A 22,998-nucleotide genomic window follows, 5' to 3' on the forward strand; every position below is an offset into this window, starting at 1 on the left:
CAGTGTCGCACACGATGTTGCGTGCCCCCAACGGGATTCGAACCCGTGCTACCGCCTTGAAAGGGCGGCGTCCTAGGCCGCTAGACGATGAGGGCTATCGGCCCGCCTGGGCGCTTCTCAGCGCGTCGGGGACGTGAGAAGCATATGGGATGCGGGGAGCTATCGCCAAAACGGTTTACGGGCTGGAGTGCGAGGGGGTGGACGGGGTCGGCGAGGACGGGGTGGCTCCCGGCTGGTTCTCCTTCGGGAGGTGGCGGGTGACCTCGGCCGTCGTCTCGCCCAGGCCGCCGAGCTTGATCGAGTCCCAGGCCTGCAGGCGGCGGGTGTCGCGGTCGAAGTAGAGGATCGAGGCCTCGATCGGGGCGGGGTACTTGTGTTCCAGCGCGCGCAGGCCGCTGCCGCCCGTCGAGCCCTCCATGCGCAGGCGGGTGCCGTACTCGAGGATCTCGTCGCCCTCGTGGTGCAGGTGGCCGCAGAGGACGAGGGGTACCTCGCCGTCGACCTGGCGGGCGGCGGAAGGTTCGTGGACCATCGCCACGTCGACCGGGGTGCCCGCCGTGCGCTGGTCGCTCAGGGCCGAGGCCAGGCGGTCGCCGGCCAGTTCCTCGGAGGCGTCGGCGCCCGGCTTGTTCGAGCGGTCGGGGGTGAACTGCGGGTCGCCCATGCCGGCGAAGCGCAGGCCCGCGACAGTCTCCGCGCGGCCGTCGTCCAGGACGTGGACGTTCTTCATGCGCTCCAGGTACCGCTGGGTGGCCTCCTGCGAGTCGTGGTTTCCCCGGACCCAGACGTAGGGCGCGCCCAGGTCCGCGATCGGGTCCAGGAAGCCGTTCTCCGCCGCCGTGCCGTGGTCCATGGTGTCGCCGGTGTCGACGATCACGTTCACCTTGTACTGCTTCACCAGCGACGCGATGATCTTCCAGCTCGCCGGGTTGAGGTGGATGTCCGAGACGTGCAGGACGCGGACGGTGGTCGGGTCCGGCTGGTAGGCGGGCAGGGTGGACGTGACGTCGTAGAGCTTCGTCACGTTGGTCACCAGGCGCGCCAACTCCTTCTGGTAGACGTCGAATTCGGTGACGATGTTGCGCGCGTTGCCGACCAGGGACGGGGCCGAGGAGAGCAGCCCCGAGTACTTGGGTTCGAGGACGGACTCGGGGTTCCAGGTGGCGTACGCCGAGGCGCCGGAGGCCATCAGGAGGGCCAGGGCCGTGCCGCCGGCGGCGAGGGCGCGGCGGGGGCGGCGGTAGACCGCGAGGCCGAGGGCGGTGGCTCCCGAGACGACGGCGACGCAGGAGCGCAGGGCCAGGTCGAGGGTGCCGTGTTCGACGTCGTGGGCGACCTCGTCCTGGAGGCCGGAGATGCGCTCGGGGTGGTCGACCAGGGCCTGGGCGCGGGCCGGGTCGAGCTGGTCGACGTTCACGTCGAGGCGGACCGGCGCGTGGTGGCTGTCCAGTTGCAGGGCGCCCAGCGGGGAGACGTTGATCTTCGTGCCGCCGGTGAGGGACGGGCGCAGGGTCATGGTCGTGTTCATCGGGCCGACCGGGACCCGTACGTTGCCGACGATCAGCAGGCCGAGCCAGGCGCCCAGCAGGACCACGGCGACCAGACCCAGGGCGCGCGGCCAGGGGTGCGGCTGCCGGACGAGCTCGAGCGTCGGGAGGGGACGGCGGGAGCGGTAGTGGCGGCTGAGGGTGCGCGGGGACTTGCGTATGCGGTTCACGACGGTGGCGGCGATGGCGGGGACGCGGGCCATTGGTCCCGTATGCCCAAGTGCGGGTGTGGATATGCAGGTGGGTTCATGACTCTCGTACGGACGCCTGGTGGCTGACAATGGGCCTGTGCTGGAGATGACGCGCGAGGAGTTCGAGGAACTGGTCGCCGAGGCGCTCGACCGGATCCCGCCGGAGCTGACGCGGCTGATGGACAACGTCGCGGTGTTCGTCGAGGACGAGCCGCCGGCGGACGATCCCGAGCTGCTCGGGCTGTACGAGGGCACGCCGCTGACCGATCGCGGGGAGTGGTACGCGGGGGTGCTGCCGGACCGGATCACGATCTACCGGTGGCCGACGCTGCGGATGTGCGAGACGCGGGAGGACGTGGTCGCGGAGACCGAGGTGACCGTGGTCCACGAGATCGCGCACCACTTCGGGATCGACGACGCGCGGCTGCACGCCCTGGGGTACGGGTAGGCGCCGTGTCCTCTTGTGGGCGGCGGGAGTTGGGCACGTTGACTTCTCCCCCCGCCTCGGAGGTGGCTTCCCGTGCGCCCCAGTTACGTACCCGTCCGTCTGGCCGCCACGGTGATGGCCGTCGCCGCTGCAGCCGGCTGCATGAGCGTGGGTGACGACTCGGGCGGGAGCGCGAAGCCGTCGCACTCGGCCGGGCAGCACGGCGGTGAGGCGCCCGACGGAGGATCGGCGGTCTCCGGCGGGAGCGGCGCGGGCGGGGTCGCGGCCGACGGCAAGCGCGGGAAGAAGAAGGGCGAGGCGGAGTCGGAGGAGTCGGCGTCCGCCTCGGCATCGCCGTCGGCGGGGGCGAGCAAGTCCGCTCCCGCGGCGGGCGGGCCGGGGTCGAGCGGGAAGCCGGGGGCTCCCACTCCGACCAGGGCGACGCCGACCCCGACCCGGACGGTCGAGCCGCAGCCGACGCCGACCGAGCAGCCGCCGACCTCCTCGCCGACCCCGCCACCGACCGCCGAGCCGTCCTCGTCGGCGCACGAGCAGACGGCGCCGCAGCTGGCGGAGCGGGAGCCGGCGCCGGCCGCCGGGTCGCCCGCGTAACCGAAGGGCAGGGGGTGTGACGTACGTCCCTGGGGTTCGGTTTGCCTTCGGGGGTGGTGGGTGCGTATGGTTATAGATCGTTTGATTCATTTGCCCGGCGCCAACGCAGAAGCGCGCCGTGTGGCGCGTTCTCTCCCTTGCCGTGGCTGACCGCATAGAGGCGGTCGTATTGCGAAATCACGGAGTTGACGGGCGCGTGCCGACGAGACTCCGGAAGGTTTCGCTTAAGCATGTCCATTTCCAGTACTGATCACGTCGTCGTGCCCGAGAACGAGGGCACCGAGGACGCTCCCGAGGTCACCTTTGCGGACCTCGGTCTCCCCGAGGGCGTGGTGCGCAAGCTCGCCCAGAACGGCGTGACCACTCCCTTCCCGATCCAGGCCGCGACCATCCCGGACGCCCTGGCCGGCAAGGACATCCTCGGCCGTGGCCGCACCGGCTCCGGCAAGACCCTCTCCTTCGGCCTGCCGACCCTGGCCACGCTGGCCGGCGGCCGCACCGAGAAGCACAAGCCGCGCGCCGTCATCCTCACGCCGACCCGCGAGCTCGCCATGCAGGTGGCGGACGCGCTCCAGCCGTACGGCGACGTCCTCGGCCTGAAGATGAAGGTCGTCTGCGGCGGTACGTCCATGGGCAACCAGATCTACGCCCTCGAGCGCGGCGTCGACATCCTCGTCGCCACCCCCGGCCGTCTGCGCGACATCATCAACCGCGGTGCGTGCTCGCTCGAGGACGTGCAGATCGCCGTTCTCGACGAGGCCGACCAGATGTCCGACCTGGGCTTCCTGCCCGAGGTCACCGAGCTGCTCGACCAGGTCCCGGCCGGCGGTCAGCGGATGCTCTTCTCCGCCACGATGGAGAACGAGATCTCCACGCTGGTCAAGCGCTACCTGAGCAACCCGGTCACGCACGAGGTCGACAGCGCCCAGGGCAACGTCACGACGATGTCCCACCACATCCTCATCGTGAAGCCCAAGGACAAGGCGCCGGTCACCGCCGCGATCGCCTCCCGCAAGGGCCGCACCATCATCTTCGTCCGCACCCAGCTGGGCGCCGACCGTATCGCCGAGCAGCTGCGCGAAGCGGGTGTGAAGGCGGACGCGCTGCACGGCGGTATGACGCAGGGCGCGCGGACGCGGACGCTTGCCGACTTCAAGGACGGTTACGTCAACGCGCTCGTCGCGACCGACGTCGCCGCCCGAGGCATCCACGTCGACGGCATCGACCTGGTCCTGAACGTGGACCCGGCCGGCGACCACAAGGACTACCTGCACCGCGCCGGCCGTACCGCCCGCGCGGGCCGCACCGGCACCGTCGTGTCGCTGTCCCTGCCGCACCAGCGCCGCCAGATCTTCCGGCTGATGGAGGACGCGGGCGTCGACGCCGGCCGTCACATCATCAACTCCGGTACGGCCTTCGAGCCCGAGGTCGCCGAGATCACCGGCGCCCGTTCGATGACCGAGGTGCAGTCCGAGTCCGCGGCCAACGCGGCGCAGCAGGCCGAGCGCGAGGTCGCGCACCTCACCAAGCAGCTGGAGCGGGCGCAGCGCCGCGCGACCGAGCTGCGCGAGGAGGCCGACCGGCTGGTCGCCCGGGTCGCCCGCGAGCGCGGTGAGGACCCGGAGGCCGCGGTGGCCGAGGCACAGGCGGCGGTGGCCGAGGCCGCTGTCGAGGTGTCCGTGCCCGAGCAGCCGGTGGCGCAGGACGTCGACCGGGCCGAGGCTCCGGCGCCGTACGAGCGCCGTGAGCGTCGGGACAACGACCGTGGCGGCTTCCGCCGCGACGACCGTCGTGACGACCGCGGTGGCCGTTCCTTCGAGCGCCGTGACGACCGTGGCGGGTTCAACCGGGACCGTGGCGACCGTGGCTTCGAGCGCCGTGACAACGACCGTGGCGGCTTCCGTCGCGACGACCGTCGTGACGACCGCGGTGGGCGTTCCTTCGAGCGCCGTGACGACCGTGGTGGGCGTGGCTTCGAGCGTCGGGACAACGACCGCGGTGGGTTCCGCCGTGACGACCGTCGTGACGACCGCGGTGGCCGTTCCTTCGAGCGTCGTGACAACGACCGTGGCGGCCGTTCCTTCGAGCGTCGGGACAACGACCGCGGTGGCTTCCGTCGCGACGACCGTCCGGCCGGCCGTCCCTTCGAGCGTCGTGACGAGCGTGGTGGGCACCGTGGCAGCGACCGTCCGTTCAACCGCGACCGTCGCGACGACCGCCCGGGCTTCCGCTCCGGCGGCCACGAGCGCCCGTACGGCCGCCGTGACGACCACCGCGGCAACGGCACCGGCACCGGAGGCTCCTCCTTCGGCCGCCGCGACGACAAGCCGCGCTGGAAGCGCAACGGCTGACGCCGAGTGAGCTGAGAGAAGGGCCCGTACGACTTCGGTCGTACGGGCCCTTCCGGCGTTCTACCGCAACCCGTGTGACGGTTGTTAACATCCCATCGCTTGTGTGGCGGAGTGTGGCCGAGGGGGATTTCGACGAGGCCTGTCGCCGCGCCTTTTCTGACTTCCCTGGGGAGGGACCCTTGACCCGGCATGCCCGGATCGCACTCACGCTCGTCAGCCTGGCCGCCCTGGGCGCCGGCTCACTGACCACCGCGGGCACGGCGGCCGCGGACACCACCCCGACGCCGATCACGACGGACGGCGTCTGGGGCATCGACTACGCGGGCGGCTTCCTGACCAGCGTGGAGAACACGCCGAGTGGTTATCAGTGGGTGGTCGGACGGCAGATCTCCGCCGACGGCTCCACGGTGCTGGACAAGACGTCCCGTGGTTACGCGGCGACGTACGCCGACGGCAGCCATGTGCAACGGGTGTCGTGCGACGCCGGTGCGGAGGGCTGCGTTCCGATGCGCACCTTCGGCAACACCTACCTCAGCACGTTCATGGAGACCGCGTCGGGCAAGCAGGTGGCGGAGATCCATCTGACCGAGAACTCGCTGAGCGGCACGGACGAGCCGACGGTCACCGGCGGCCGCTTCGTCGACGCCACCGGCCGTTACTACGTCTACCAGGCGTCCTCCACCGGCAAGCAGTACGTCGACGCGGTGTCCGCCTACCGCACCGCCGACGTGCGGCTGACCCGGTCCGTCACGGCCGCCTCCGTGTGGGGTTCGGCGCTGTGGACGCCGGGTTCGGGCAACGGGGTCGTCACCGCGTACGACCTGGAGCAGAAGAAGACCGTGCAGACCATCTCCACCGGCGCCCCCTGCACGGTCAAGGAGCTTCAGGTCGTCGGCCGTTGGCTCTACTGGAACTGCGGGCCGACCGGCGCGGCGGGTGTGTACGACCGCACGGCGAAGAAGAACATCACCGTTCCCTCCGGCCCCGCGCTCGTCGGTGACGGCTACCTCGTCCGGCACGACCGGACGGCCGGGAAGCTGATGCTGACGGACTACCACTCCGGTACGGCGGCCGCCGCGCGCGAGATCGCCGACCTCCCGGCCGGGAACACCGCCGATCAGCGGCGGCTGACCTGGACGGTGGACAAGTTCGGCGGCGACATCGCGTACGTCGGTCAGGACAACTCGATCCGGATCGTGCAGAGCGGGGTGCCTGCGCAGTCACTGGCGAAGATCGAGTCGGACGTGGCCGGCGACTCGGTGGACGTGAAGGGCAACAACGGCGTCGAATACTGGGGCAGTTACTGGCAGTTGAACAAGCTGGCGAACTGGACCTTCACCGTCAAGGACCAGCAGGGGCGCACCGAGCGCACCATCACGGGCAGCGGCGCGCAGGTCGACGTGGACTGGGACCTGAAGTCGGACTCGGGCGCCTACCTCACCAACGGCCCCAAGACCTGGAGTCTGAAGGCCGTCGCCGAGGACGGCGGCGGCACGTACGGCACGGGTGGCTCGCTGGGGTACAACGGCGGCCTCCAGGGTTTCCACGACCAGGGCTACTACAGCTACGGCGAGCTGGCCACCCTCAACTCCTCGGGCGCGCTGACCCTGCACTACACCAAGGGCAAGGGCACGTACGACTTCAAGTACTCCGCCTCCGGCTGGCCCGCCGGGACGGTGGCCGTGCCGTTCGGCGACATGGGCAAGGACCGGTGCGCCGAGATGCTGGTGCGGATGCCGGGCGGTGAGCTGCGCCGCTACGCGGGCAAGTGCGGGGCGTCGTACACACCGTCGAGCAGCCACACCTCCCTCGGCACCGGCTGGAACGCGTACAACGTCCTCACCGCACCCGGTGACCTGACCGGCGACGGCCGTACCGATCTGCTGGCCCGCAAGGCCTCGACCGGGGACGTCTACCTGTTCGCCAACGACGGCGCCGGGAAGTTGAAGGCGGGCGTCAAGATCCGCACATGGTCGACGTACAAGAAGATCGTGGGCGCCGGCGACCTGACCGGCGACGGCTTCGGGGACGTGCTCGCGCTGGACAAGGCCGGAACGCTGTGGCGCTACGACGGCACCGGGGCGGGGCAGGTGAAGGAGCGGGTGAAGGTCTTCTCGAACTGGGGGGCCTCGTACAACGCGATCGTCGGCGTCGGGGACATCACCGGCGACGGCAAGAACGACCTGGTCGCGCGGGACACCGCGGGCAACCTGTACCGCCAGACCGGCAACGGCAAGGGGTCGTTCGCCGCGCGGGTGAAAATCGGGACCGGCTGGCAGGGCTACAAGGGCCTTTTCTAGAGCGGCACTTTCTGGCCAAGTTGTGATGCATGTCACGCCCCCTGTGAGGGAATCGCTGGGGGCATGACAGATGACGCCATAGCGAGCGGGCACCCGGAGTCTTCGGGACTCTCGGACGAAGAACGGCTTGCCCAGCTCGGCTACACGCAGGTCCTGGCCCGCCGCATGTCGGCGTTCTCCAACTACGCGGTCTCCTTCACGATTATCTCGGTCCTGTCGGGCTGCCTCACGCTGTATCTGTTCGGCATGAACACGGGCGGCCCGGCCGTGATCACCTGGGGCTGGGTGGCCGTAGGCCTGATGACGCTGTTCGTCGGCCTGTCGATGGCCGAGATCTGTTCGGCCTACCCGACCTCCGCGGGCCTCTACTTCTGGGCCCACCGACTGGCGCCCCCTCGCTCGGCGGCGGCCTGGGCGTGGTTCACGGGCTGGTTCAACGTCCTGGGCCAGGTGGCCGTGACGGCGGGCATCGACTTCGGCGCCGCGTCCTTCCTCGGCGCGTACCTGAACCTGCAGTTCGACTTCGAGGTGACGCCGGGCCGGACGGTGCTGCTCTTCGCGGGCATCCTGATCCTGCACGGAGTGCTCAACACCTTCGGCGTCCGAATCGTCGCCTTCCTCAACGACGTGAGTGTGTGGTGGCACGTGGTGGGCGTCGGGGTGATCGTCGGCGCGCTGGCCTTCGTACCGGACCACCACCAGTCGGCGTCCTTCGTCTTCGGGAAGTTCGTGAACAACACGGGCTGGGGCAGCGGCGTCTACGTGGTCCTGCTCGGCCTGCTGATGGCCCAGTACACCTTCACCGGCTACGACGCCTCCGCGCACATGACCGAGGAGACGCACGACGCCTCGACCGCGGGCCCGAAGGGCATCGTGCAGTCCATCTGGACGTCGTGGATCGCCGGCTTCGTCCTCCTGCTCGGCTTCACGTTCGCGATCCAGTCGTACGACAAGGAGCTGGCGTCGCCGACGGGGGCGCCGCCGGCCCAGATCCTGCTCGACGCGCTGGGAGCGACGGCGGGCAAGCTCCTGCTCCTGGTCGTGATCGGGGCGCAGCTGTTCTGCGGGATGGCGTCGGTGACGGCCAACAGCCGCATGATCTACGCTTTTTCGCGCGACGGCGCACTGCCGTTCTCGCACGTGTGGCACACGGTCAGCCCGCGCACCCGGACCCCGGTGGCGGCGGTGTGGCTGGCGGCGGCCGGAGCGCTCGTGCTGGGCCTGCCGTACCTGATCAATGTGACGGCGTACGCGGCGGTGACGTCGATCGCCGTGATCGGCCTCTACATCGCCTACGTCATCCCGACGCTGCTGCGGCTGCGCAAGGGTGACGCCTTCGACCGGGGGCCGTGGCATCTGGGCCGCTGGTCGCGTCTGATCGGCATCGTCTCGGTCGTCTGGGTCGGCGTCATCACGATCCTCTTCATGCTGCCCCAGGTCTCGCCGGTCACCTGGGAGAGCTTCAACTACGCCCCGGTCGCGGTCCTGGTGGTCCTCGGCTTCGCGGCGGTGTGGTGGGGGGCCTCGGCCCGGCACTGGTTCCTCAATCCCGAACACGCCCGCACGATCGCCCGCGAGGCGGCGCGCACGGCGTCCTCCGGGGGCACCCCCGAAAAGGTCGATCCGTAACACTCCGGCTCGATCTTCGCCTCCAACACGGCCGCGTCCCCGATACCCGATCGGAGACGCGGCCGTGTCCGGCTATGCTCGGGGAGGCAACATCGCCAGGGGCCCTTAGCTCAATTGGCAGAGCAGTGGACTTTTAATCCATTGGTTGTGGGTTCGAGTCCCACAGGGCCTACCGGCGGTAGGCGGGGGATATGCCCTCTGACCTGCTACGCAGCGCCTGATTCGGCTTCGGTCGGGTCGGGCGCTGCTTCGTTTTCGAGCCACTGCGTGAGCGGATGTGCTTGTGGCCTGCGGATCGGGTGCCGCTTGGGCGGACGAATCGGCGGCTGCCGGACGGGACCGGGGGATCAGCTTCGCTGCCTTCTCGGCGATTTCGCGGTCCAGCTCAGGGAGCAGGCTCGTGTACGTGTCCGAGGTCAGCGTGATGGTGGAGTGCCGCAGCGTCTCCTTCACCGCGCGGATGTCGCCGCCGCCTCCGTGCGTGAGCGTCGCGGCCACGTGGCGCAGGTCCCGCAGGGTGATGGGCGGCAGGTCGGTCGTGGCGAGGATGCGGCCGCCTTGTGGTCGCGCAGGACGGCGATGTTCATGCCGTTGAGCGCGATGGTGTTGGCGCTGCCGTCCGTCTTCGGCTCGGACTCGTAGGGGTCCCAGCCGTCGACCACGATCTCCTTGGCCGGGGTGATGAGGCCGGCGCCGAGGTCGATCTCGTGCCAGTCCTGGCCGACCGCCTCGCCGCGACGGAGGCCGCGGGTACCCGTGAGATGGAACGACGCGTACAGGCGGTCGCCCTCGGCTGCGTCGAGGAAGGCGCCGAACTGCTGTGGTGTCCACACCATGACAGGCCCGGGGATCTCGCCGCTCTCGCGCCAGCGCCGGACTCGCTCATCCGTCCACAGGAGGGGCTTCGGGCGCCTGCCTGACTCCAACTCGACGTGGGACGCCGGGTTGAAGGTGATCAGCTGCTGGGCGATGGCGGAGTTCAGGGCCGCGCGAAGGGTGCGGCGGATCGCCTGGCGGGTGGCCGGGCCGGTGATCTTGCGGAACGGCATCTCGGCGAGCTTGGCCCGTTCGGCCGCGATCAGCTTCCGCTCGGCTCCTACGGGGCGTCCGGGCTTGCTCGGCTTGCAGCGGGCGATCTGCTCGCGGCGGGCTTCGTTCTCTGGCGATCGTGCGGGAGGCGGACGGCCCGGTGCAGGTCAGGGCGGTCGGCGAGCGGCTGGGGCTGGACGCCTCGGTACACGGCAAGCTGGAACCTTTGCGGGCGAAGATGACCAAGCTCGCCGCCCGGGGCTGGCTGCACAAGCGGGGCGACGGGCGGTTCACGGCACGTCCATAGGCGCGCGGGGCGGGCCCGTAACTGACGGGCCCCCGACGGCAATGGGGATCGCCCTCCTGCTAGAGCACTAACGGCCGCTGAAGAAGTCGGTGAGGGCGGCGGCGACGGCCTCGGGCTGCTCCTCGGGGATGTAGTGACCGGCGTCGGGCACGATGACGCCGGTCACGTTCTCGGCCCACGGGCTGATGGAGGCCGCCATATCCGGGATCGAGCCGTGGCTGCTGGAGATTCCGAGGACGGGCGCGGTCAGTCGCCGCTGCTCGAGTGCCGCGCGGTTCTTGCGCGCGGACTCGGCGGCGTCGCGGTAGTAGGCGAGGCCGGCGCGCAGGCCGCCATCGACGGCGAGGGCCGCGCCGTAGTGGTCGAGTTCTGCTTCCTCGAACGCGTCGGGCGCGAGGGACTTGGTCTTCAGGAACCAGCTGATGTACTCCCGCTCGCGGCCGGCTATCAGCGTCTCGGGAAGATCGGGCACCACGTGGAACGCGAAGTGCCAGGTCTTGAACGCCAGAGTCGGGTCGAGGGGGATCGCTTCCGGCATGGTGATACCGGGAATTCCGGCGTCGAGCAGCGCGACCCCGTGCAGTCGGCTCTCGTAGTTCAGGGCGAGGGAGAAGGCGACCCAGGCGCCGATGTCGTGCCCGGCGAGCCAGTAGTCCCGCACGCCGAGAGCGTTCACGGCGGCCTGGATGTGCGCGGCGACCGTGTGCGTGTCGTAGCTGAGCTCCGGATGCTCGGAATTGCCTTGGCCCGGCCGGTTGATCGCTATGACCCGGAACCGATCGGCGAGAGCAGGCATGACCTTTCGCCAGGCCCACCACGTCTGCGGGAACCCGGTGAGCAGGACGACGGCCGGTCCGTCCGGCCGACCGCCTTCGACGGCGTGCAGGCGGACGCCGTCGGCGTCGACCCAGCGGTGCGTGAATCCGGCCAGGTCATGCAGGGGCAGGGCGGGGACGGGGTTGGTCATGGGAATCCTCCATCGAGGCGGGTGGACCGTGATTCGACGCTAGCACGTCTTGAACTGATCAGTCCAAGATGGGAGGATGGGCCGCATGGCAGGCAAGAAGCAGTTCGACATGGACACGGTGCTCGACGCCGCGATGATCCAGTTCTGGCGCTCCGGCTACGCCGACACCTCGCTCGACGACCTGTCCCGGGCGACCGGCCTGAACCGCAGCTCGATCTACTCCTCGCTCGGCGACAAGGACGCGCTCTTCCTTCGCTGCCTGGATCGCTACGCCACGCGCTACGGCGACAAGTTCGACGCGGCCCTCTCGTGCGCGGCCGAGGACCCCGTCGCCGCCGTCCGTGCGTTCTTCGACGTCACCCTGGGGCGCATCGCCGACCCCGCCGTGCCCGACGGATGCCTGATGGCCCAGTCGGTCATGGCGAGTCCGGCGCTGAGCCCGAGCGTCGCAGAGCATGTCAAAGAGTTGTTCGGCCTCCAGCGCCCGCGCCTGCGCACCGCGCTGAAGGCCGGCGGAATGTCCGACGAGAACGCCGAGGACTTCGCCGTACACGTAGCGGCCGTGAACCAGTCTCTCGCGGTGATGGGTAGGGCCGGGTCGAGCCCGGAGCAACTCCGGGCGATCGTCGGGGTGACCGTCGACGCGCTCGCGCGGGCGCTGAGACCGGTCGGATAGCTGGCATAACAAATTTCTGTCTGAGAGTCATAGGCGCTTCTCAATGTTCGGAGGGGCAAGACAGATGGCTGATGTAGCCGGCGTCAACCTTGGCGGGTTGGAGGAGTCGTCCCTCTGGGAGTGACGGAAATACGCATCACGGAGCCCTGCACGGCGGTGACCTGCGCCGACGTGCACGGCTCCGTCGTGCCACCGCGTTGCCCGTTGTCCGGCGATTGTCGTCTGGTGCCCACGCGCCGATACCGGACAACCGTGAGCCGGCTAGAAAAGTCCGCGTCGGGGCCACGCCTGCCCGCAGCCCGAACAGGACCAGGCGATTGATCACTGGCACGATTCATGTCGCCAATCAATTCTCGGCTGCCTTGTAATTGTGTCGAGTGATTTCAAGGGAGGGCTCGGTTCTTCGATCCAAGGCCGACGGGTCGCGATGGCTCCGTGACGGGTTGCAAGGCGACAACGTCCTTTGCGTCGAGTTTGTGAGATATACCACGCAAGACTGCCACCGCCTTTGTCGGTGCAGGTCAAGGTGGGGGTGGGCTCCACATTCGGCTTGTGGCGGGACCATGCTTGTTCACGCAATAGAAACCCGCCTCGTAAATCCTGAGCCGTCCAAGTCCTTCATACGGCCGACCGCGAGCCGACTATGGGTCGACCGTAAGAGATTGGCAAGAATTCCAGGAAATTTTCGATCATGGTACGGGGAGACGGGGAAAGCATGACCAAGGTGATCGCAGAGTGTGGGAATCTGCCCGCCGCCATCACGAGTTTTGTGGGTCGGCGGGAGGAGACCGCTGAGATCCGCCGCCTTCTGTGCATACGGCGGTTGGTGACGCTCACGGGCATGGGCGGTGTGGGCAAGACGCGGCTGGCGCTGGAGGTGGCCGGCTCGGCCCGGGAGGTGTTCGCGGACGGGGTGTGGCTGGTGGACCTGGCCCCGGTGTCGGACCCGTCGGCGGTGGCGGCCACGGCGGCGGGCGCGCTGCGGGTGCCCGACCTCGGGGCGCTGCCCTTCCTGGACCAGCTCACGGGTTATCTGGCCGGGCGGCGCGCGCTGCTGGTGCTGGACAACTGCGAGCACCTGATCGAGGCGTGCGCCGAACTGGCCGGAGCCCTCCTGTCAGCTGCTCCCGAGCTGCGCATCCTCGCCACGAGCCGACACACCCTGGGTGTCACGGGCGAGCATGTCTTCGCCCTCGCGCCGCTTGCGCAGGACGATGCGGTGGAACTGCTGCGGGACCGGGCCGTTGCGGTGCGGGAGCGGTCCCACGGAGACGAGGCCGGCCACGCCGAGATCGCGCGCCTGTGCGCCGATCTGGACGGGCTCCCGCTGGCGATCGAGCTGGCCGCCTCCCGCCTGCGCACGCTGACCGTAGGACAGCTGGCGGACCGGCTGGAGAACCGCTTCGCGCTGCTCACCGGCGGCTGCCGGACGGCACCGGCCCATCAGCGCACGCTGCGCGGGATGATCGACTGGAGCTACGAGCTGTGCGCCCCGGCCGAGCGGCTGCTGTGGAACCGCCTGACCGTCTTCGCCGCGGGGTTCAGCCTGGAGGCCGCCGAGGGTGTCTGCTCCGGGGAGGGGATCGCCGAGGCCGAGGTGCTGGACCTCCTGGACCGGCTGGTCGCCCAGTCGGTCGTGCTGACCTGCGAGGCGGGTGGTCAGCGGCGTTACCGGCTGCTGGCGAGCATCCGGGAGTACGGCCGGGAGCGGCTCGCGGCCTCCGGCGAGCAGGACGCACTGCGCCGACGCCACCGCGACTTCTTCCTCGCCCTCGCTGACCGCATCGACCGGAACTGGTACGGCCCCGGCCAGGAGGAGAACCTGGCCCGGCTGCGCGCGGAGCACGCCAACCTGCTGGCCGCCCTCGACCACGAGGGTGAGCCCCGGCCCCGTCTCGCGCTGGCCGCGGCCTTGTGCTGGCACTGGTGCGTCGGCGGATTCCTCAGCGAGGGGCGCCGCCAGTTCGAGCGGGCGCTGGCCGCCGCGCCCGAGCCCAGCGCGGAGCGCGCCCGCGCGCTGGTGGCGGCCGTCTGGGTAGCGCAGACCCAGGGTGACCTGGTGACGGCCGACCGCTGGCTGGACGAGGCCGAGGCGCTGGGCGAGCGGCTGGGCGATGCGTGGGTGCGGATCCAGGCGGACGGCCTGCGCGGGGTGTCGGCGCAGTACCGGGGGCGTCCGCAGGAGGCCATTCGCCGCTACGAGGAGGCCCTGGCCGCCATGACCGCGCTGGGCGACGAGCGCTCGGCGGCCTGCTGGCGGCTGTCGCTGGCCTGCGTCCAGGCGTACGCCGGCGATCCCCGGGCGGCACACACCGGCAGCCGGTACGCCGCCGTCGCCGAGGCGAGCGGGGACGTGTGGGGGCGCGCCCAAGTGCTGATGGGCATGGGCCACTATGCCTGGGCCCGTGGTGACTGTGACACCACCGAGACCCTGGTCAGGTCCGCGCTGGAAGGCATGCGCGGCTTCAACGACCACGCGATGGTCGCGAGGATGGTGGAACTGCTCGCCTGGGCCACCGCCGTCGGCGGCGCTCACGGGCGGGCCGCCCGGCTGCTCGGTCTGGCGGATGCCCTGTGGCACGACGCCGGCAGCTCGATCTGCGTGTTCGGACCGCAGATGGCCGAGTGGCACGCCCGCTGTGAGCAGGCCGCGATCGCTGCGCTGGGCGAGGCGTCGTACCGGAAGGCGTTCGCCGAAGGCGGCAGACACCGCACCCGCGCACAGGCCGTCGACTTCGCCCTGGCCGCCGATTCCGACGCCGACGGCGACATCGATATCACCGACGCGGACACCGCATGTGACGGTGATACCGATGTCAGGGAGCCAGTGCCAGGACCAGAGCACCGACGGCAGGCGCCTGCCACGGCACACACCGAGCCGGCGTCGCCCGACCGAAGCCGCCGCGCATACGACGTTCTGCTGGTCGAAGACAACCCGACGGCCAGGGAGAGCACCCGGCTCACCCTGGAGGGGCACGGCTACCGGGTGCGCACCGCCGCCGACGGCGTCACCGGGCTCAGTCTGTTCCGTCAGCAGACCCCGGACGCGGCCGTACTCGCGGCCCGGCTGCCCGGCCTGGACGGGATGAGCCTGGCCGGGCGGATCCGCGAGGAGTCCGAGATGCCCATTCTGCTCATGTCGGACCGCGACGACCCGGCGGACGTGGTGACCGGCCTGGAGGCAGGAGCAGACGACTGCCTGGCCAAGCCCTTCGACGGATCGGTCCTGGCCGCCCGCGTCCGTGCCCTGCTGCGCCGCTCCGCCCCCGCGGACCAGCGGCCCGACACACGCACGGTCCGGTTCGGCGACCTGGTGTACTGCCCCGTGTCACTGGAGGTGTACAAGGGCGGGGAACCCGTCCACCTGACCACGACCGAGCTGAAGCTGCTCAGGGAATTCGCCGCTTCGCCCGGCACGGTCCTCACCCGGGACATCCTCCTGGAACGGGTCTGGGGCTGCGCCTGGTCCGGAGACACGCACGTCGTGGACGTCCAGGTGATGCGGCTGCGTACCAAGATCGGCCGCGACCACATCGAAACGGTCCGCGGTTTCGGCTACAAGCTTCGCGCTTGAGCCCCGCACGGCCGGTGCGTCCGGGGTGCCCGTACGGCTCCCCGGACGCACCGGTGTCGTCGGTCAGAGCTCGTCGTTGGGCGGGCTGCCGTTCGCCTTGTTGAAGAGCGCCACCAGCAGGAACGCCGCGGCCTTGGCGGCGGTGTCGATCGTGCCCCAGTACGTGGTGGTCACCACGGGGGGCGACGAAGACGACGAAGCGCCGGTCAGGACGTTGCTGATGTCGGACCAGTCGCGCATCAGTTCCAGGTTGGGCTCACCAAGGGTCATGGTGCTGTGGTCCCGGAACATGCCCGTCATGCTCACCGCGAGCTGCCTGCTGCGGATTCCCTCACTGACAGCGACGATGAACTGGAGCAGGCCGCGGGCGAGAACGCCCTGGTTTCGGCCCTGGACATTGTTCCAGTCACGCATGGCGTACAGCGACTGCTGCAGGCCTGCCGGGCTTATCTGAAGGCCGGCCATGCTGGTGCCGGCCATGCCCGCGAGATCGTTGTAGTTCTCATGCCCCAGCATGTAGCTGTACGTCGAGTAGCCATTGACGCCGGGATGGAGAATCGCCTGCGGAAGGTCCGGAAAGTCGTTTGCCAGGGGGACGTAGATGTTGCCCTGATCGGGCGCGTAGTAGAAGTAGCCGATGACGTACAGGTCGCTGAGCCGAATGACCAGGTGGATGGCCTGGCCGCCGCCCTGGACGTCGAGATCGAGGAACTGGCGGTTGGCTTCCGGAGAGGTGACGTCGACCGCGGCGTTTCTGCCGCTGGGGGTAGGCACGTTCTGACGTTGGCCGCCTGCGGCGCCGATCACATTCCGCACCTGGCTGATCAGTGTCTGGTACCCCTGATCACCTGCGTCGAGGTCCCAGACCAGCTGGTGCCATTGGTCCGAATTGGCGGCCAGTTCCGTGTGGGCGGGATCAAGATGGCTCGTGACCGCCGTGGCGCCGGCCGAGCTCTGCGCCGAGTGGAGGGCCGGAAGCCCGTGAGTGGCGACGGCGCCCACGACGATTGCGGGTATGGCCAGTGACGCGCCCAGGCGTCTGAGAAGACGAACTGACATTGCGTTTCCTTTCTTGTCCGCCTGTCTGGCGACGGCACCAAGGAACCGGTCGCCCGTGTCAGTGGCCTCTCAGCCGGATCACAGCTGTCTCACACCGAAAAACGACACCTCGCCGTGAGGTCGGGGCAGCCCCTCGTCGCGCACGTGTGGCCGAGGCATCCACGATCTCCGCAGATTCAAGCTCCCCGAGCCGTACATCGTCGGCGCCGCCGGAGCCCTGGGTCTGCTGTTGCACTGACTGGCCGCACGAGCCCAGCTCGTAGTGGAGCCGGATCACCTGCAGCCATGCCCTCCCAGGTAAGGGCTCCATGCGTGCGCGATGCGTGAGCGGACGGTGTGGCAGGAGCTGTCCTGGCGTGGACCGCGAGCCATCGTGAACCTGTCCTGACCTGGTGGTTCCGGACACCCAAGAAGCGTCCGGAACCACCCAACAAGCTTTGGCCAGGACTTTTAATCCATTGGTTGTGGGTTCGAGTCCCACAGGGCCTACGGGTTGCAGGTGGGTCGGCTTCGGTCGGCTCGGGCGCTGCCTTGGTTTCGGGCTGACCTGCCGTCAGCGCGTCCTGGGCCAGATGGCGCCGAGGATCACCTGGACCTGGCCGATCAGGCGCGATGGGTCGATCCTGCCGGGGTCGGTGAGGGCGACGCGGCCGAAGTGTTCGGCGCAGGCGACCAGTGCGTGGGCGAGGATCTGCGGGTCGAGCCGCGGGCCGCGTTCCGGGTCGCTCCGGTCGGCCAGGGTGAGGGAGATCCATTGCTCGACCCGGAGCCGGAAGCGTTCTCGGTCCGTCTCGATGCGGTCGCGGACGACCGAGGGCATGTTGCCCGGGGGCAGCAGGATCAGCCGCCAGGTGTCCGGGTCCTCGTGGACCATCGCGGACATCCGGCGCACGGTTTCGGCGGCGAAGGCGGCGGGGTCGCGCAGTTTCGCGGGGTCGGGAACCGTCGCGAGGAGTCGCGCGAAGGCGCGGGCCTGCTGCCGGTCTAGCAGGGCGGTGAGCAGGGCGTCGAGGTTCTCGAAGGCGCCGTAGACCACCGACCTGGCCACATCGGCCCGCTTCGCGATGGCGTCGATGGACACCCGGTCGTAGCCGTCGTTCACGATCACGGCGAGGGCGGCGTCGAGCAGTTGCTCGCGGCGTTGCTCGATCGGGACGCGCGGGGCGTAGGGGCGCCGCTTGCGTGGCTTGTCTGCCGAGGATGCCGATGATTCCGAGGATGCGGACGCTGACACCTTGGCAGTTTACGACATGCGTGTCTTAATTTAAGACAGCAGTGTCGTAATTGAGGGCGGCGTACGCCGCGGACGCACAGGGAGCGGCTCCATGGCGAGGCTGAAGCGTGGCGAGGTCGAACCGCACGAGGACTACGGCTTCTTCGGCCCGGGCTCGGTGGTGTGGAAGGTCTGGAGCTATCCGACGGCGCCGACGGTGGGTTTCCAGCGGGCCGTGGTGGTGGAGGAGCTCGACCCGCCGCTGGTGGCCGCCGTCCACGCGACCCAGGGCATCTACCAGCGCGCCCGCACTCGCTACGACCGGACCCTGCGGTACTTCGCGATGGTGGCCTTCGCCGGTTCGCGGGAGGTGTGCAAGGCCGCGGACGTCCTGGTCAAGGTCCATTCCAAGGCGATCGGTGAACTGCCGTACGGCGGCGGGACCTACGACGCCAACGACCCCGCCTCGCAGCTGTGGATCCAGCTCACCGGCTGGCACTCGATCCTCTACGCGTACGAGAAGTACGGGCCCGGGAAGCTCACCGCGCAGGAGGAGACGGAGTACTGGGAGGCATGCGCCCTGGCCGCGGAACTGCAGACGTGCTCCCCGGACGACATTCCCCGCAGTCGTGCAGGAGTCCGGGCGTACTTCGAACGGATGCGGCCGCAGCTGTCCGCCAGTCCGATCGCCCGGCAGGCCATGAACCATCTGCTCCGGAGCGAGCTCGTACTGCCGCCGACGCCGCGCTGGGCGAAGCCGGCGAACCTGGCTGTCGCGAAGGTGCAGCGGATCGCCACGATCGCCACCATGCCGCGCTGGATGCGCGAGATGGCGGGGATCCGGCAGTCGCGCCTCCTCGACACGCTCATCGTGCCCGTCATGAAGGCGGCCTTCGCGCTCGCCCACCTCAACCCCAGGGTCGAACTGCGCCTGCTGGGAAGGCTCTCGCCCTCGACGGTTCCGGTGGTTGCTCCGGTCAAGCTCGGGATCCCTCCCCGCAAGGAGGAAGTGCTGACGCCCGCGGAGGCGCGCGCCCGCTACGGCTACGTCAAGCCTGCCGAAGCCCATCTCGAGTTCCGGGCCCGGCAGTCGGCACGAGTCTTCGGCGCCGGAGAGGCTCCGAGTGACCAGGGGCTCGTCGAGTCCCAGGAGATCCTGGGACCGCTGTCGTAACCGGACGAGGCGTTTGCGGGTGGGGCTTTTTGCTGGTAGATCACGACACTTGGCGCGTCGCTGTCCGTTTTAGGGCAATTCGTATTAATCTCCCGTGGCTGTAAGGAGTCGATCAATCACGGATCGCCTCCGTACCACCTCACCTCACCTCTTCACTCCACCGGAGATCCACATGCACAAGCTTCGCAAGGCTGCCGTCCTGGTGGCCGCCCTCGGGAGCGTTGGGTTCCTGACGGCCGGCGCCGCCCACGCCGACGGGCGTCACGGCGGCGGCGGGGGTTCGGTCGACGTCCTGCAGAGCACCACCTGCCGGTCGCACGACCTGAACGTCAACATCCTCGGCCAGGTCGGCATCCTCAACGGCGTACTGGGCAACGGCCTCAACGGCGAGAACAACCCGGGTGCACAGAACACCAGCGAGGGCTCGAGCATGGGCTGCAACAACGCGGCGTTCGACAAGAAGTAGGCCAAACCCTCCCCGGCGCCCCGGCCGTAGGTCGGGGCGCCGGGGCTTTTTGTGCCGATCGACGGCAAGCACGACGGCAGCCCGGCCGCGCTCCCTTGTGGGTTCGTCGCGCGGCCGGGCTGCCGGTGTCGTTCAGAGTGTTGCGGTGCGGACTTACTTGCCGTGCGGCGCGTCGAAGATGCCGTTCACCGGCGCGAAGTAATCGGCGTCCGAGCCGCCGTGGCCGCCCTTGCCGTCCGGGTTGTCGTAGTCGGCGACGGCGTTGGCCTGCGAGTTCGCCACCGCGGTGATGTTGTCGACGCCATCGTCGTGGTGGCCGTCGCCGTGGGCGAAGCTGATGCCGGCTCCGAAGGCGGACAGCCCCGCGATCGCTGCGGCTACGACCGCAACGCGCTGCAACTTGCGCATAGTTAGACCCTTTCTTGCTCAGGACGGTATGCCCTGGCTTGACTACTTAATGTGAGAATATATGCACAAAGAGTAGTTATTTAGGATCTTTGGTCAGCCCGTCGTGTCGCTCAATGCCCGCAGCAGTGCGGCCGTACGGCATCGGCGTACCGAAACGCTCGGCCACGTCGTCAGCTGTTTCGAACTGCTGCACAAGGCCAAGATGTTGGGCGAGCCCGCCGTTCCTGAAACCCGTGAGGAAGATCAAGCATGTGCCGCCTGCTCGGCGTCGTCACCCGCACTCCCCAGCCCCTGGCCGCCGGTCTGGGTGAACTGACCGCCGCTTTCACCGAGTTGGGCCGTGAACACCGCGACGGCTGGGGCATCGCCGCCTGGTCCGGACAGGAGGCGGGCCCCCGGATCGTCAAGGACACCGAGCCGGCCGCCGCGAGCCCGCTCTGGAACGAGGCCCTCACCGGCACCCGCAGCGACGCCGCCCTGCTGCATCTGCGGCTGGCCGGCCCCGGGCTGCCCGTCGTGCCCGGCAACACCCACCCGTTCACCGCAGGCGCGCTCGCCTTCGCGCACAACGGCTACTTCTCGCCGTACGACGCACTCGACGACCTCATCGACGCCGATCTGCTCGCCGGGGCGGGCGGCGGTACCGACTCCGAGCGGTACTTCCTGCGTGTGCTGACGCTGCTGCGGGACGAGGACCCGGTCGACGCCCTTGCGCACGCGGCCGCCGACGTGCGCGCCCGCGCGTCCTTCGCCAGCCTCAACTGTCTGCTGCTGACCGAGCAGGCGCTGTACGCGTACGCCGACGAGGACCCCGGCTCCGAGGTCAGTCGGCGCCGGGGCCCCGACTTCTTCCGGCTGCGCTACCGGACGGAACGGGACCGGGTGGTCGTCGCCTCCAGCGGTGTCCCGCAGCCGGAGGGGGAGTGGAGCGTGCTGCCGTACCGCCGGGTGCTGGAGATCCGGCGGTCCAGCCTGCGGGTTTCTGTGCACCAGGTGGCGCATGCCGGGGTCGGTGCCGCCGGCTGCCCCCGCTAGGGGCTCAGCCGCGGCGCGGTCGGGTCACGACCGGGGCGGACATGGAAAGGCCCACGAGGTCGGTCCAGACCGCGTTGCCGACTCCGTCGAGGGTGTCCTTCTCGGCGCGTTCCTCGGCGGTGAGGATGTTGAGGCCGACCCGGACGTGGTACGGGAGGTGGTCCAGGGCGAGGCGGCGGCCGACGTAGTCCATGACGGAGCCGGCCCGCTTGATGTCCGGGTCGTCGGTGAGGCCGGAGGGTTCGAAGCGGGTGCCGACGTAGTCGGCCACGAGGATCTCGAGCGGTACGCCGTGCTGCAGACCCCGCGTGACCGTCGACGAGAAGGCGTCCATCATCCCGGCGAGCGTGGAGCCCTGCTTGGCCATCCGGACCATCACCTCGGCGACGAGGCCCTCGGGGGTGAGCGCGACGGTGAGGTATCCCTTGCCCTCACCCACGGTGAACGACCGCGTCGTCGAGCGCATCCGCCGCGCGGGACGCGGCACGGCGGCCCGCCGGGCGCCCGCCCGCTCCCTGTCGACTGCCGGTGTCGTACCGTCCCCGAATCGCTCGGCCATGAACGCCCTCACTCCTCGTCGATCTCTGCTCATCGTGGACATCCGTGGTCGAATTCCAGTAGAGCGCACCCTTGTACACAATCTGTGGGCGTCAACTTGCCGGGAACCACAAGATGTTGGGGTTGAAGATAGGCCGGACGAGGCGTGGGACCAACTGCGGCACGCCGGGGGCCGGAGGTTGAGCGAATGACCACGGTGCCGGTGATCCCTCTGCTGCCGGGGAGTCTGACAGCCGCCTGACGATCGCCTGACCGGCGCCGATGGTGTAGTCCGCTACACCGCGCCGCGGGGGTGGGGTCGCTTAGCGTGGCGGCATGGGCAAAACGGTGAGGCAGGCGGCGCGGGCCACGGTGCATCTCGCCCTCGCCGCGGCGATGGCCTTCTGCCTCTGGATCTTCATCACGGTGCTGCTCATCACGGCCATCGCGACGGTGGTGGTGGTCGGCGCCTGGATGCTGCCCGAGACGGTACTGATCATCCGGCGGATCGCGGGCGCCAAGCGGAGCATGACGGCCGCGTGGACCGGACAGCGCATCCCGGAGGCGTACCAGCCCCTGACCGGGACGCTCCGCGAGCGGATCCGCACGGCCGTACGCGACCCCGGCACCCTCACCGACCTGCGCTGGATGGTCGCCGATTACTTCTACGGCGCCCTGCTCGCCCTCGCGCTTCCGCTGTGGCCGCTCGGCCTGGCCGTGGACGGCGTGTGGTCCGGGCTGCTGCGCCGTACGCCCCTGGTCCTGCCGTTGATCGTACGGCTCGCGGACCTGGAGGCCGACTGGTCGACCGCCCTCCTCAAGCCGTCCCCCAAGGCGCAACTCGCCGCCCGCGTCGAGGAGTTGGCCGCGACCCGCGCCGACGCCATCGCCGCGCACGGCGCCGAACTCCGCCGTATCGAACGCGATCTGCACGACGGCGCCCAGGCCAACCTGGTCGCGCTGTCGATGCGGATCGGGCTCGCCAAGCGTGCCTACGACCGTGATCCGGAGACCGCCCGCAAGCTGCTGGACGAGGCGCAGGCGCAGGCCGAGCAGGCGCTGACCGAGCTGCGCAACGTCGTGCGCGGCATCCATCCGCCGATCCTGACCGACCGCGGTCTGGTCGGCGCGGTGCGGGCGCTGGCCGCGAGCAGCGGGCTGCAGGTGACCGTGGAGGTGGACCGCCTGGAGGACGACGGCCTGCGGGCACCGGCCGCCGTGGAAGCCGCCGCCTACTTCGTGGTCGCGGAGGCGCTGACCAACGCCGCCAAGTACAGCGGCTCACCGCGAGCGGCCGTCCAACTCGTGCGGATGAAGCGGGGGTTGCGGGTGCGGGTGGCCGACGAGGGCCACGGCGGCGCCGACGAGAAGAGCGGCTCGGGCCTGCTCGGCATGCGGCGCCGGGTCGCCGCGCTGGACGGGACCGTGGAGATGTCCAGCCCTGTCGGGGGCCCGACCGTGATCGACGTCATGCTGCCGTGCGTGTGGTGAGCACC

General features: G+C 69.6%; 18 protein-coding genes, 2 tRNA genes and 1 pseudogene. 13 read left to right on the plus strand and 8 right to left on the minus strand.

Annotated elements, in window-relative coordinates; translation table 11 throughout:
- Positions 1 to 22: 22 nt before the first annotated feature.
- A tRNA-Glu gene (locus tag ACFY1L_RS35620) sits at positions 23 to 95 on the minus strand.
- 80 nt (positions 96 to 175) lie between these two features.
- The gene (locus ACFY1L_RS35625) at positions 176 to 1,750 is read right to left on the minus strand and encodes a metallophosphoesterase (protein ID WP_388833504.1); all 1,575 of its coding nucleotides are present in this window, start codon (positions 1,748 to 1,750) and stop codon (positions 176 to 178) included.
- An 85-nt stretch (positions 1,751 to 1,835) separates the two neighbouring features.
- Between ACFY1L_RS35625 and ACFY1L_RS35630 the strand changes: the two genes are divergently transcribed.
- The 6 genes from ACFY1L_RS35630 (at position 1,836) to ACFY1L_RS35655 (ending at position 9,229) form a co-directional block, all read left to right on the plus strand.
- Entirely contained in the window at positions 1,836 to 2,186 is a 351-nt protein-coding gene (locus tag ACFY1L_RS35630) for a metallopeptidase family protein (RefSeq protein WP_361273861.1), read from the plus strand.
- A gap of 72 nt (positions 2,187 to 2,258) precedes the next feature.
- Positions 2,259 to 2,777, plus strand: coding sequence for a hypothetical protein (locus tag ACFY1L_RS35635; RefSeq protein ID WP_388833507.1), 519 nt, complete (start codon positions 2,259 to 2,261; stop codon positions 2,775 to 2,777).
- 230 nt (positions 2,778 to 3,007) lie between these two features.
- Positions 3,008 to 5,128: a DEAD/DEAH box helicase gene (locus ACFY1L_RS35640; RefSeq protein ID WP_388833510.1), complete on the plus strand. Its 2,121-nt coding sequence runs from the start codon at positions 3,008 to 3,010 to the stop codon at positions 5,126 to 5,128.
- A 179-nt stretch (positions 5,129 to 5,307) separates the two neighbouring features.
- A complete protein-coding gene (locus ACFY1L_RS35645) occupies positions 5,308 to 7,428 on the plus strand; it encodes an FG-GAP repeat domain-containing protein (RefSeq protein WP_388833513.1) in 2,121 nt (706 codons plus the stop codon).
- 63 nt (positions 7,429 to 7,491) lie between these two features.
- Positions 7,492 to 9,057, plus strand: a complete 1,566-nt coding sequence (locus ACFY1L_RS35650; RefSeq protein WP_388833516.1) for an amino acid permease — start codon at positions 7,492 to 7,494, stop codon at positions 9,055 to 9,057.
- A gap of 99 nt (positions 9,058 to 9,156) precedes the next feature.
- Positions 9,157 to 9,229, plus strand: a tRNA-Lys gene (locus ACFY1L_RS35655).
- A 125-nt stretch (positions 9,230 to 9,354) separates the two neighbouring features.
- On the opposite strand, the pseudogene ACFY1L_RS35660 reads toward ACFY1L_RS35655, so the two are convergent.
- A pseudogene (locus ACFY1L_RS35660) lies at positions 9,355 to 10,217 on the minus strand (site-specific integrase); the annotation flags it as partial.
- Between the two features lie 8 nt (positions 10,218 to 10,225).
- On the opposite strand from ACFY1L_RS35660, the gene ACFY1L_RS35665 reads away from it, so the two are divergent.
- Positions 10,226 to 10,393: a hypothetical protein gene (locus tag ACFY1L_RS35665; RefSeq protein WP_388833519.1), complete on the plus strand. Its 168-nt coding sequence runs from the start codon at positions 10,226 to 10,228 to the stop codon at positions 10,391 to 10,393.
- Positions 10,394 to 10,460: 67 nt separating this feature from the next.
- Here the strand turns inward: ACFY1L_RS35665 and ACFY1L_RS35670 are convergent, their stop codons facing one another.
- A complete protein-coding gene (locus ACFY1L_RS35670; RefSeq protein ID WP_388833522.1) occupies positions 10,461 to 11,360 on the minus strand; it encodes an alpha/beta fold hydrolase in 900 nt (299 codons plus the stop codon).
- A gap of 85 nt (positions 11,361 to 11,445) precedes the next feature.
- Between ACFY1L_RS35670 and ACFY1L_RS35675 the strand changes: the two genes are divergently transcribed.
- The gene (locus ACFY1L_RS35675; RefSeq protein WP_123971155.1) at positions 11,446 to 12,036 is read left to right on the plus strand and encodes a TetR/AcrR family transcriptional regulator; all 591 of its coding nucleotides are present in this window, start codon (positions 11,446 to 11,448) and stop codon (positions 12,034 to 12,036) included.
- Positions 12,037 to 12,751: 715 nt separating this feature from the next.
- Positions 12,752 to 15,610 carry a response regulator gene (locus ACFY1L_RS35680; RefSeq protein WP_388833531.1) on the plus strand — a complete coding sequence of 953 codons (2,859 nt, stop codon included), beginning with the start codon at positions 12,752 to 12,754 and terminating at the stop codon, positions 15,608 to 15,610.
- Positions 15,611 to 15,673: 63 nt separating this feature from the next.
- On the opposite strand, the gene ACFY1L_RS35685 is transcribed toward ACFY1L_RS35680, so the two are convergent.
- Both ACFY1L_RS35685 and ACFY1L_RS35690 read right to left on the minus strand, forming a co-directional pair.
- The gene (locus tag ACFY1L_RS35685) at positions 15,674 to 16,669 is read right to left on the minus strand and encodes a ribosome-inactivating family protein (protein ID WP_388833541.1); all 996 of its coding nucleotides are present in this window, start codon (positions 16,667 to 16,669) and stop codon (positions 15,674 to 15,676) included.
- 553 nt (positions 16,670 to 17,222) lie between these two features.
- Complete coding sequence (locus ACFY1L_RS35690) at positions 17,223 to 17,903, minus strand: TetR/AcrR family transcriptional regulator (protein ID WP_388833548.1); 681 nt, start codon at positions 17,901 to 17,903, stop codon at positions 17,223 to 17,225.
- A 91-nt stretch (positions 17,904 to 17,994) separates the two neighbouring features.
- On the opposite strand from ACFY1L_RS35690, the gene ACFY1L_RS35695 reads away from it, so the two are divergent.
- Both ACFY1L_RS35695 and ACFY1L_RS35700 read left to right on the plus strand, forming a co-directional pair.
- On the plus strand, positions 17,995 to 19,056 hold the full coding sequence (locus ACFY1L_RS35695) for an oxygenase MpaB family protein (RefSeq protein ID WP_388833553.1): 1,062 nt from the start codon (positions 17,995 to 17,997) through the stop codon (positions 19,054 to 19,056).
- Positions 19,057 to 19,228: 172 nt separating this feature from the next.
- Positions 19,229 to 19,522, plus strand: coding sequence for a hypothetical protein (locus ACFY1L_RS35700; protein ID WP_388833557.1), 294 nt, complete (start codon positions 19,229 to 19,231; stop codon positions 19,520 to 19,522).
- 153 nt (positions 19,523 to 19,675) lie between these two features.
- Here the strand turns inward: ACFY1L_RS35700 and ACFY1L_RS35705 are convergent, their stop codons facing one another.
- A complete protein-coding gene (locus ACFY1L_RS35705; protein ID WP_388833560.1) occupies positions 19,676 to 19,930 on the minus strand; it encodes a hypothetical protein in 255 nt (84 codons plus the stop codon).
- 249 nt (positions 19,931 to 20,179) lie between these two features.
- On the opposite strand from ACFY1L_RS35705, the gene ACFY1L_RS35710 reads away from it, so the two are divergent.
- Positions 20,180 to 20,965, plus strand: a complete 786-nt coding sequence (locus tag ACFY1L_RS35710; protein ID WP_388833562.1) for a class II glutamine amidotransferase — start codon at positions 20,180 to 20,182, stop codon at positions 20,963 to 20,965.
- A 4-nt stretch (positions 20,966 to 20,969) separates the two neighbouring features.
- On the opposite strand, the gene ACFY1L_RS35715 is transcribed toward ACFY1L_RS35710, so the two are convergent.
- Entirely contained in the window at positions 20,970 to 21,524 is a 555-nt protein-coding gene (locus tag ACFY1L_RS35715; RefSeq protein WP_388833565.1) for a ribonucleoside-diphosphate reductase, read from the minus strand.
- Between the two features lie 314 nt (positions 21,525 to 21,838).
- Between ACFY1L_RS35715 and ACFY1L_RS35720 the strand changes: the two genes are divergently transcribed.
- Positions 21,839 to 22,993, plus strand: coding sequence for a histidine kinase (locus tag ACFY1L_RS35720; RefSeq protein ID WP_388833568.1), 1,155 nt, complete (start codon positions 21,839 to 21,841; stop codon positions 22,991 to 22,993).
- Positions 22,994 to 22,998: the final 5 nt, after the last annotated feature.

The organism is Streptomyces sp. NPDC001663, from assembly GCF_042893105.1.
Taxonomy (GTDB): Bacteria; Actinomycetota; Actinomycetes; order Streptomycetales; family Streptomycetaceae; genus Streptomyces.

Bases quoted from the DNA above. Each gene is read 5' to 3' on its own strand.
- ACFY1L_RS35625 (WP_388833504.1), bottom strand. From the start codon at position 1,750: ATGGCCCGCGTCCCCGCCATCGCCGCCACCGTCGTGAACCGCATACGC.
- ACFY1L_RS35640 (WP_388833510.1), top strand. From the start codon at position 3,008: ATGTCCATTTCCAGTACTGATCACGTCGTCGTGCCCGAGAACGAGGGC.
- ACFY1L_RS35650 (WP_388833516.1), top strand. From the start codon at position 7,492: ATGACAGATGACGCCATAGCGAGCGGGCACCCGGAGTCTTCGGGACTC.
- ACFY1L_RS35670 (WP_388833522.1), bottom strand. From the start codon at position 11,360: ATGACCAACCCCGTCCCCGCCCTGCCCCTGCATGACCTGGCCGGATTC.
- ACFY1L_RS35675 (WP_123971155.1), top strand. From the start codon at position 11,446: ATGGCAGGCAAGAAGCAGTTCGACATGGACACGGTGCTCGACGCCGCG.
- ACFY1L_RS35680 (WP_388833531.1), top strand. From the start codon at position 12,752: ATGACCAAGGTGATCGCAGAGTGTGGGAATCTGCCCGCCGCCATCACG.
- ACFY1L_RS35685 (WP_388833541.1), bottom strand. From the start codon at position 16,669: ATGTCAGTTCGTCTTCTCAGACGCCTGGGCGCGTCACTGGCCATACCC.
- ACFY1L_RS35695 (WP_388833553.1), top strand. From the start codon at position 17,995: ATGGCGAGGCTGAAGCGTGGCGAGGTCGAACCGCACGAGGACTACGGC.
- ACFY1L_RS35700 (WP_388833557.1), top strand. From the start codon at position 19,229: ATGCACAAGCTTCGCAAGGCTGCCGTCCTGGTGGCCGCCCTCGGGAGC.
- ACFY1L_RS35705 (WP_388833560.1), bottom strand. From the start codon at position 19,930: ATGCGCAAGTTGCAGCGCGTTGCGGTCGTAGCCGCAGCGATCGCGGGG.
- ACFY1L_RS35710 (WP_388833562.1), top strand. From the start codon at position 20,180: ATGTGCCGCCTGCTCGGCGTCGTCACCCGCACTCCCCAGCCCCTGGCC.
- ACFY1L_RS35715 (WP_388833565.1), bottom strand. From the start codon at position 21,524: ATGGCCGAGCGATTCGGGGACGGTACGACACCGGCAGTCGACAGGGAG.
- ACFY1L_RS35720 (WP_388833568.1), top strand. From the start codon at position 21,839: ATGGGCAAAACGGTGAGGCAGGCGGCGCGGGCCACGGTGCATCTCGCC.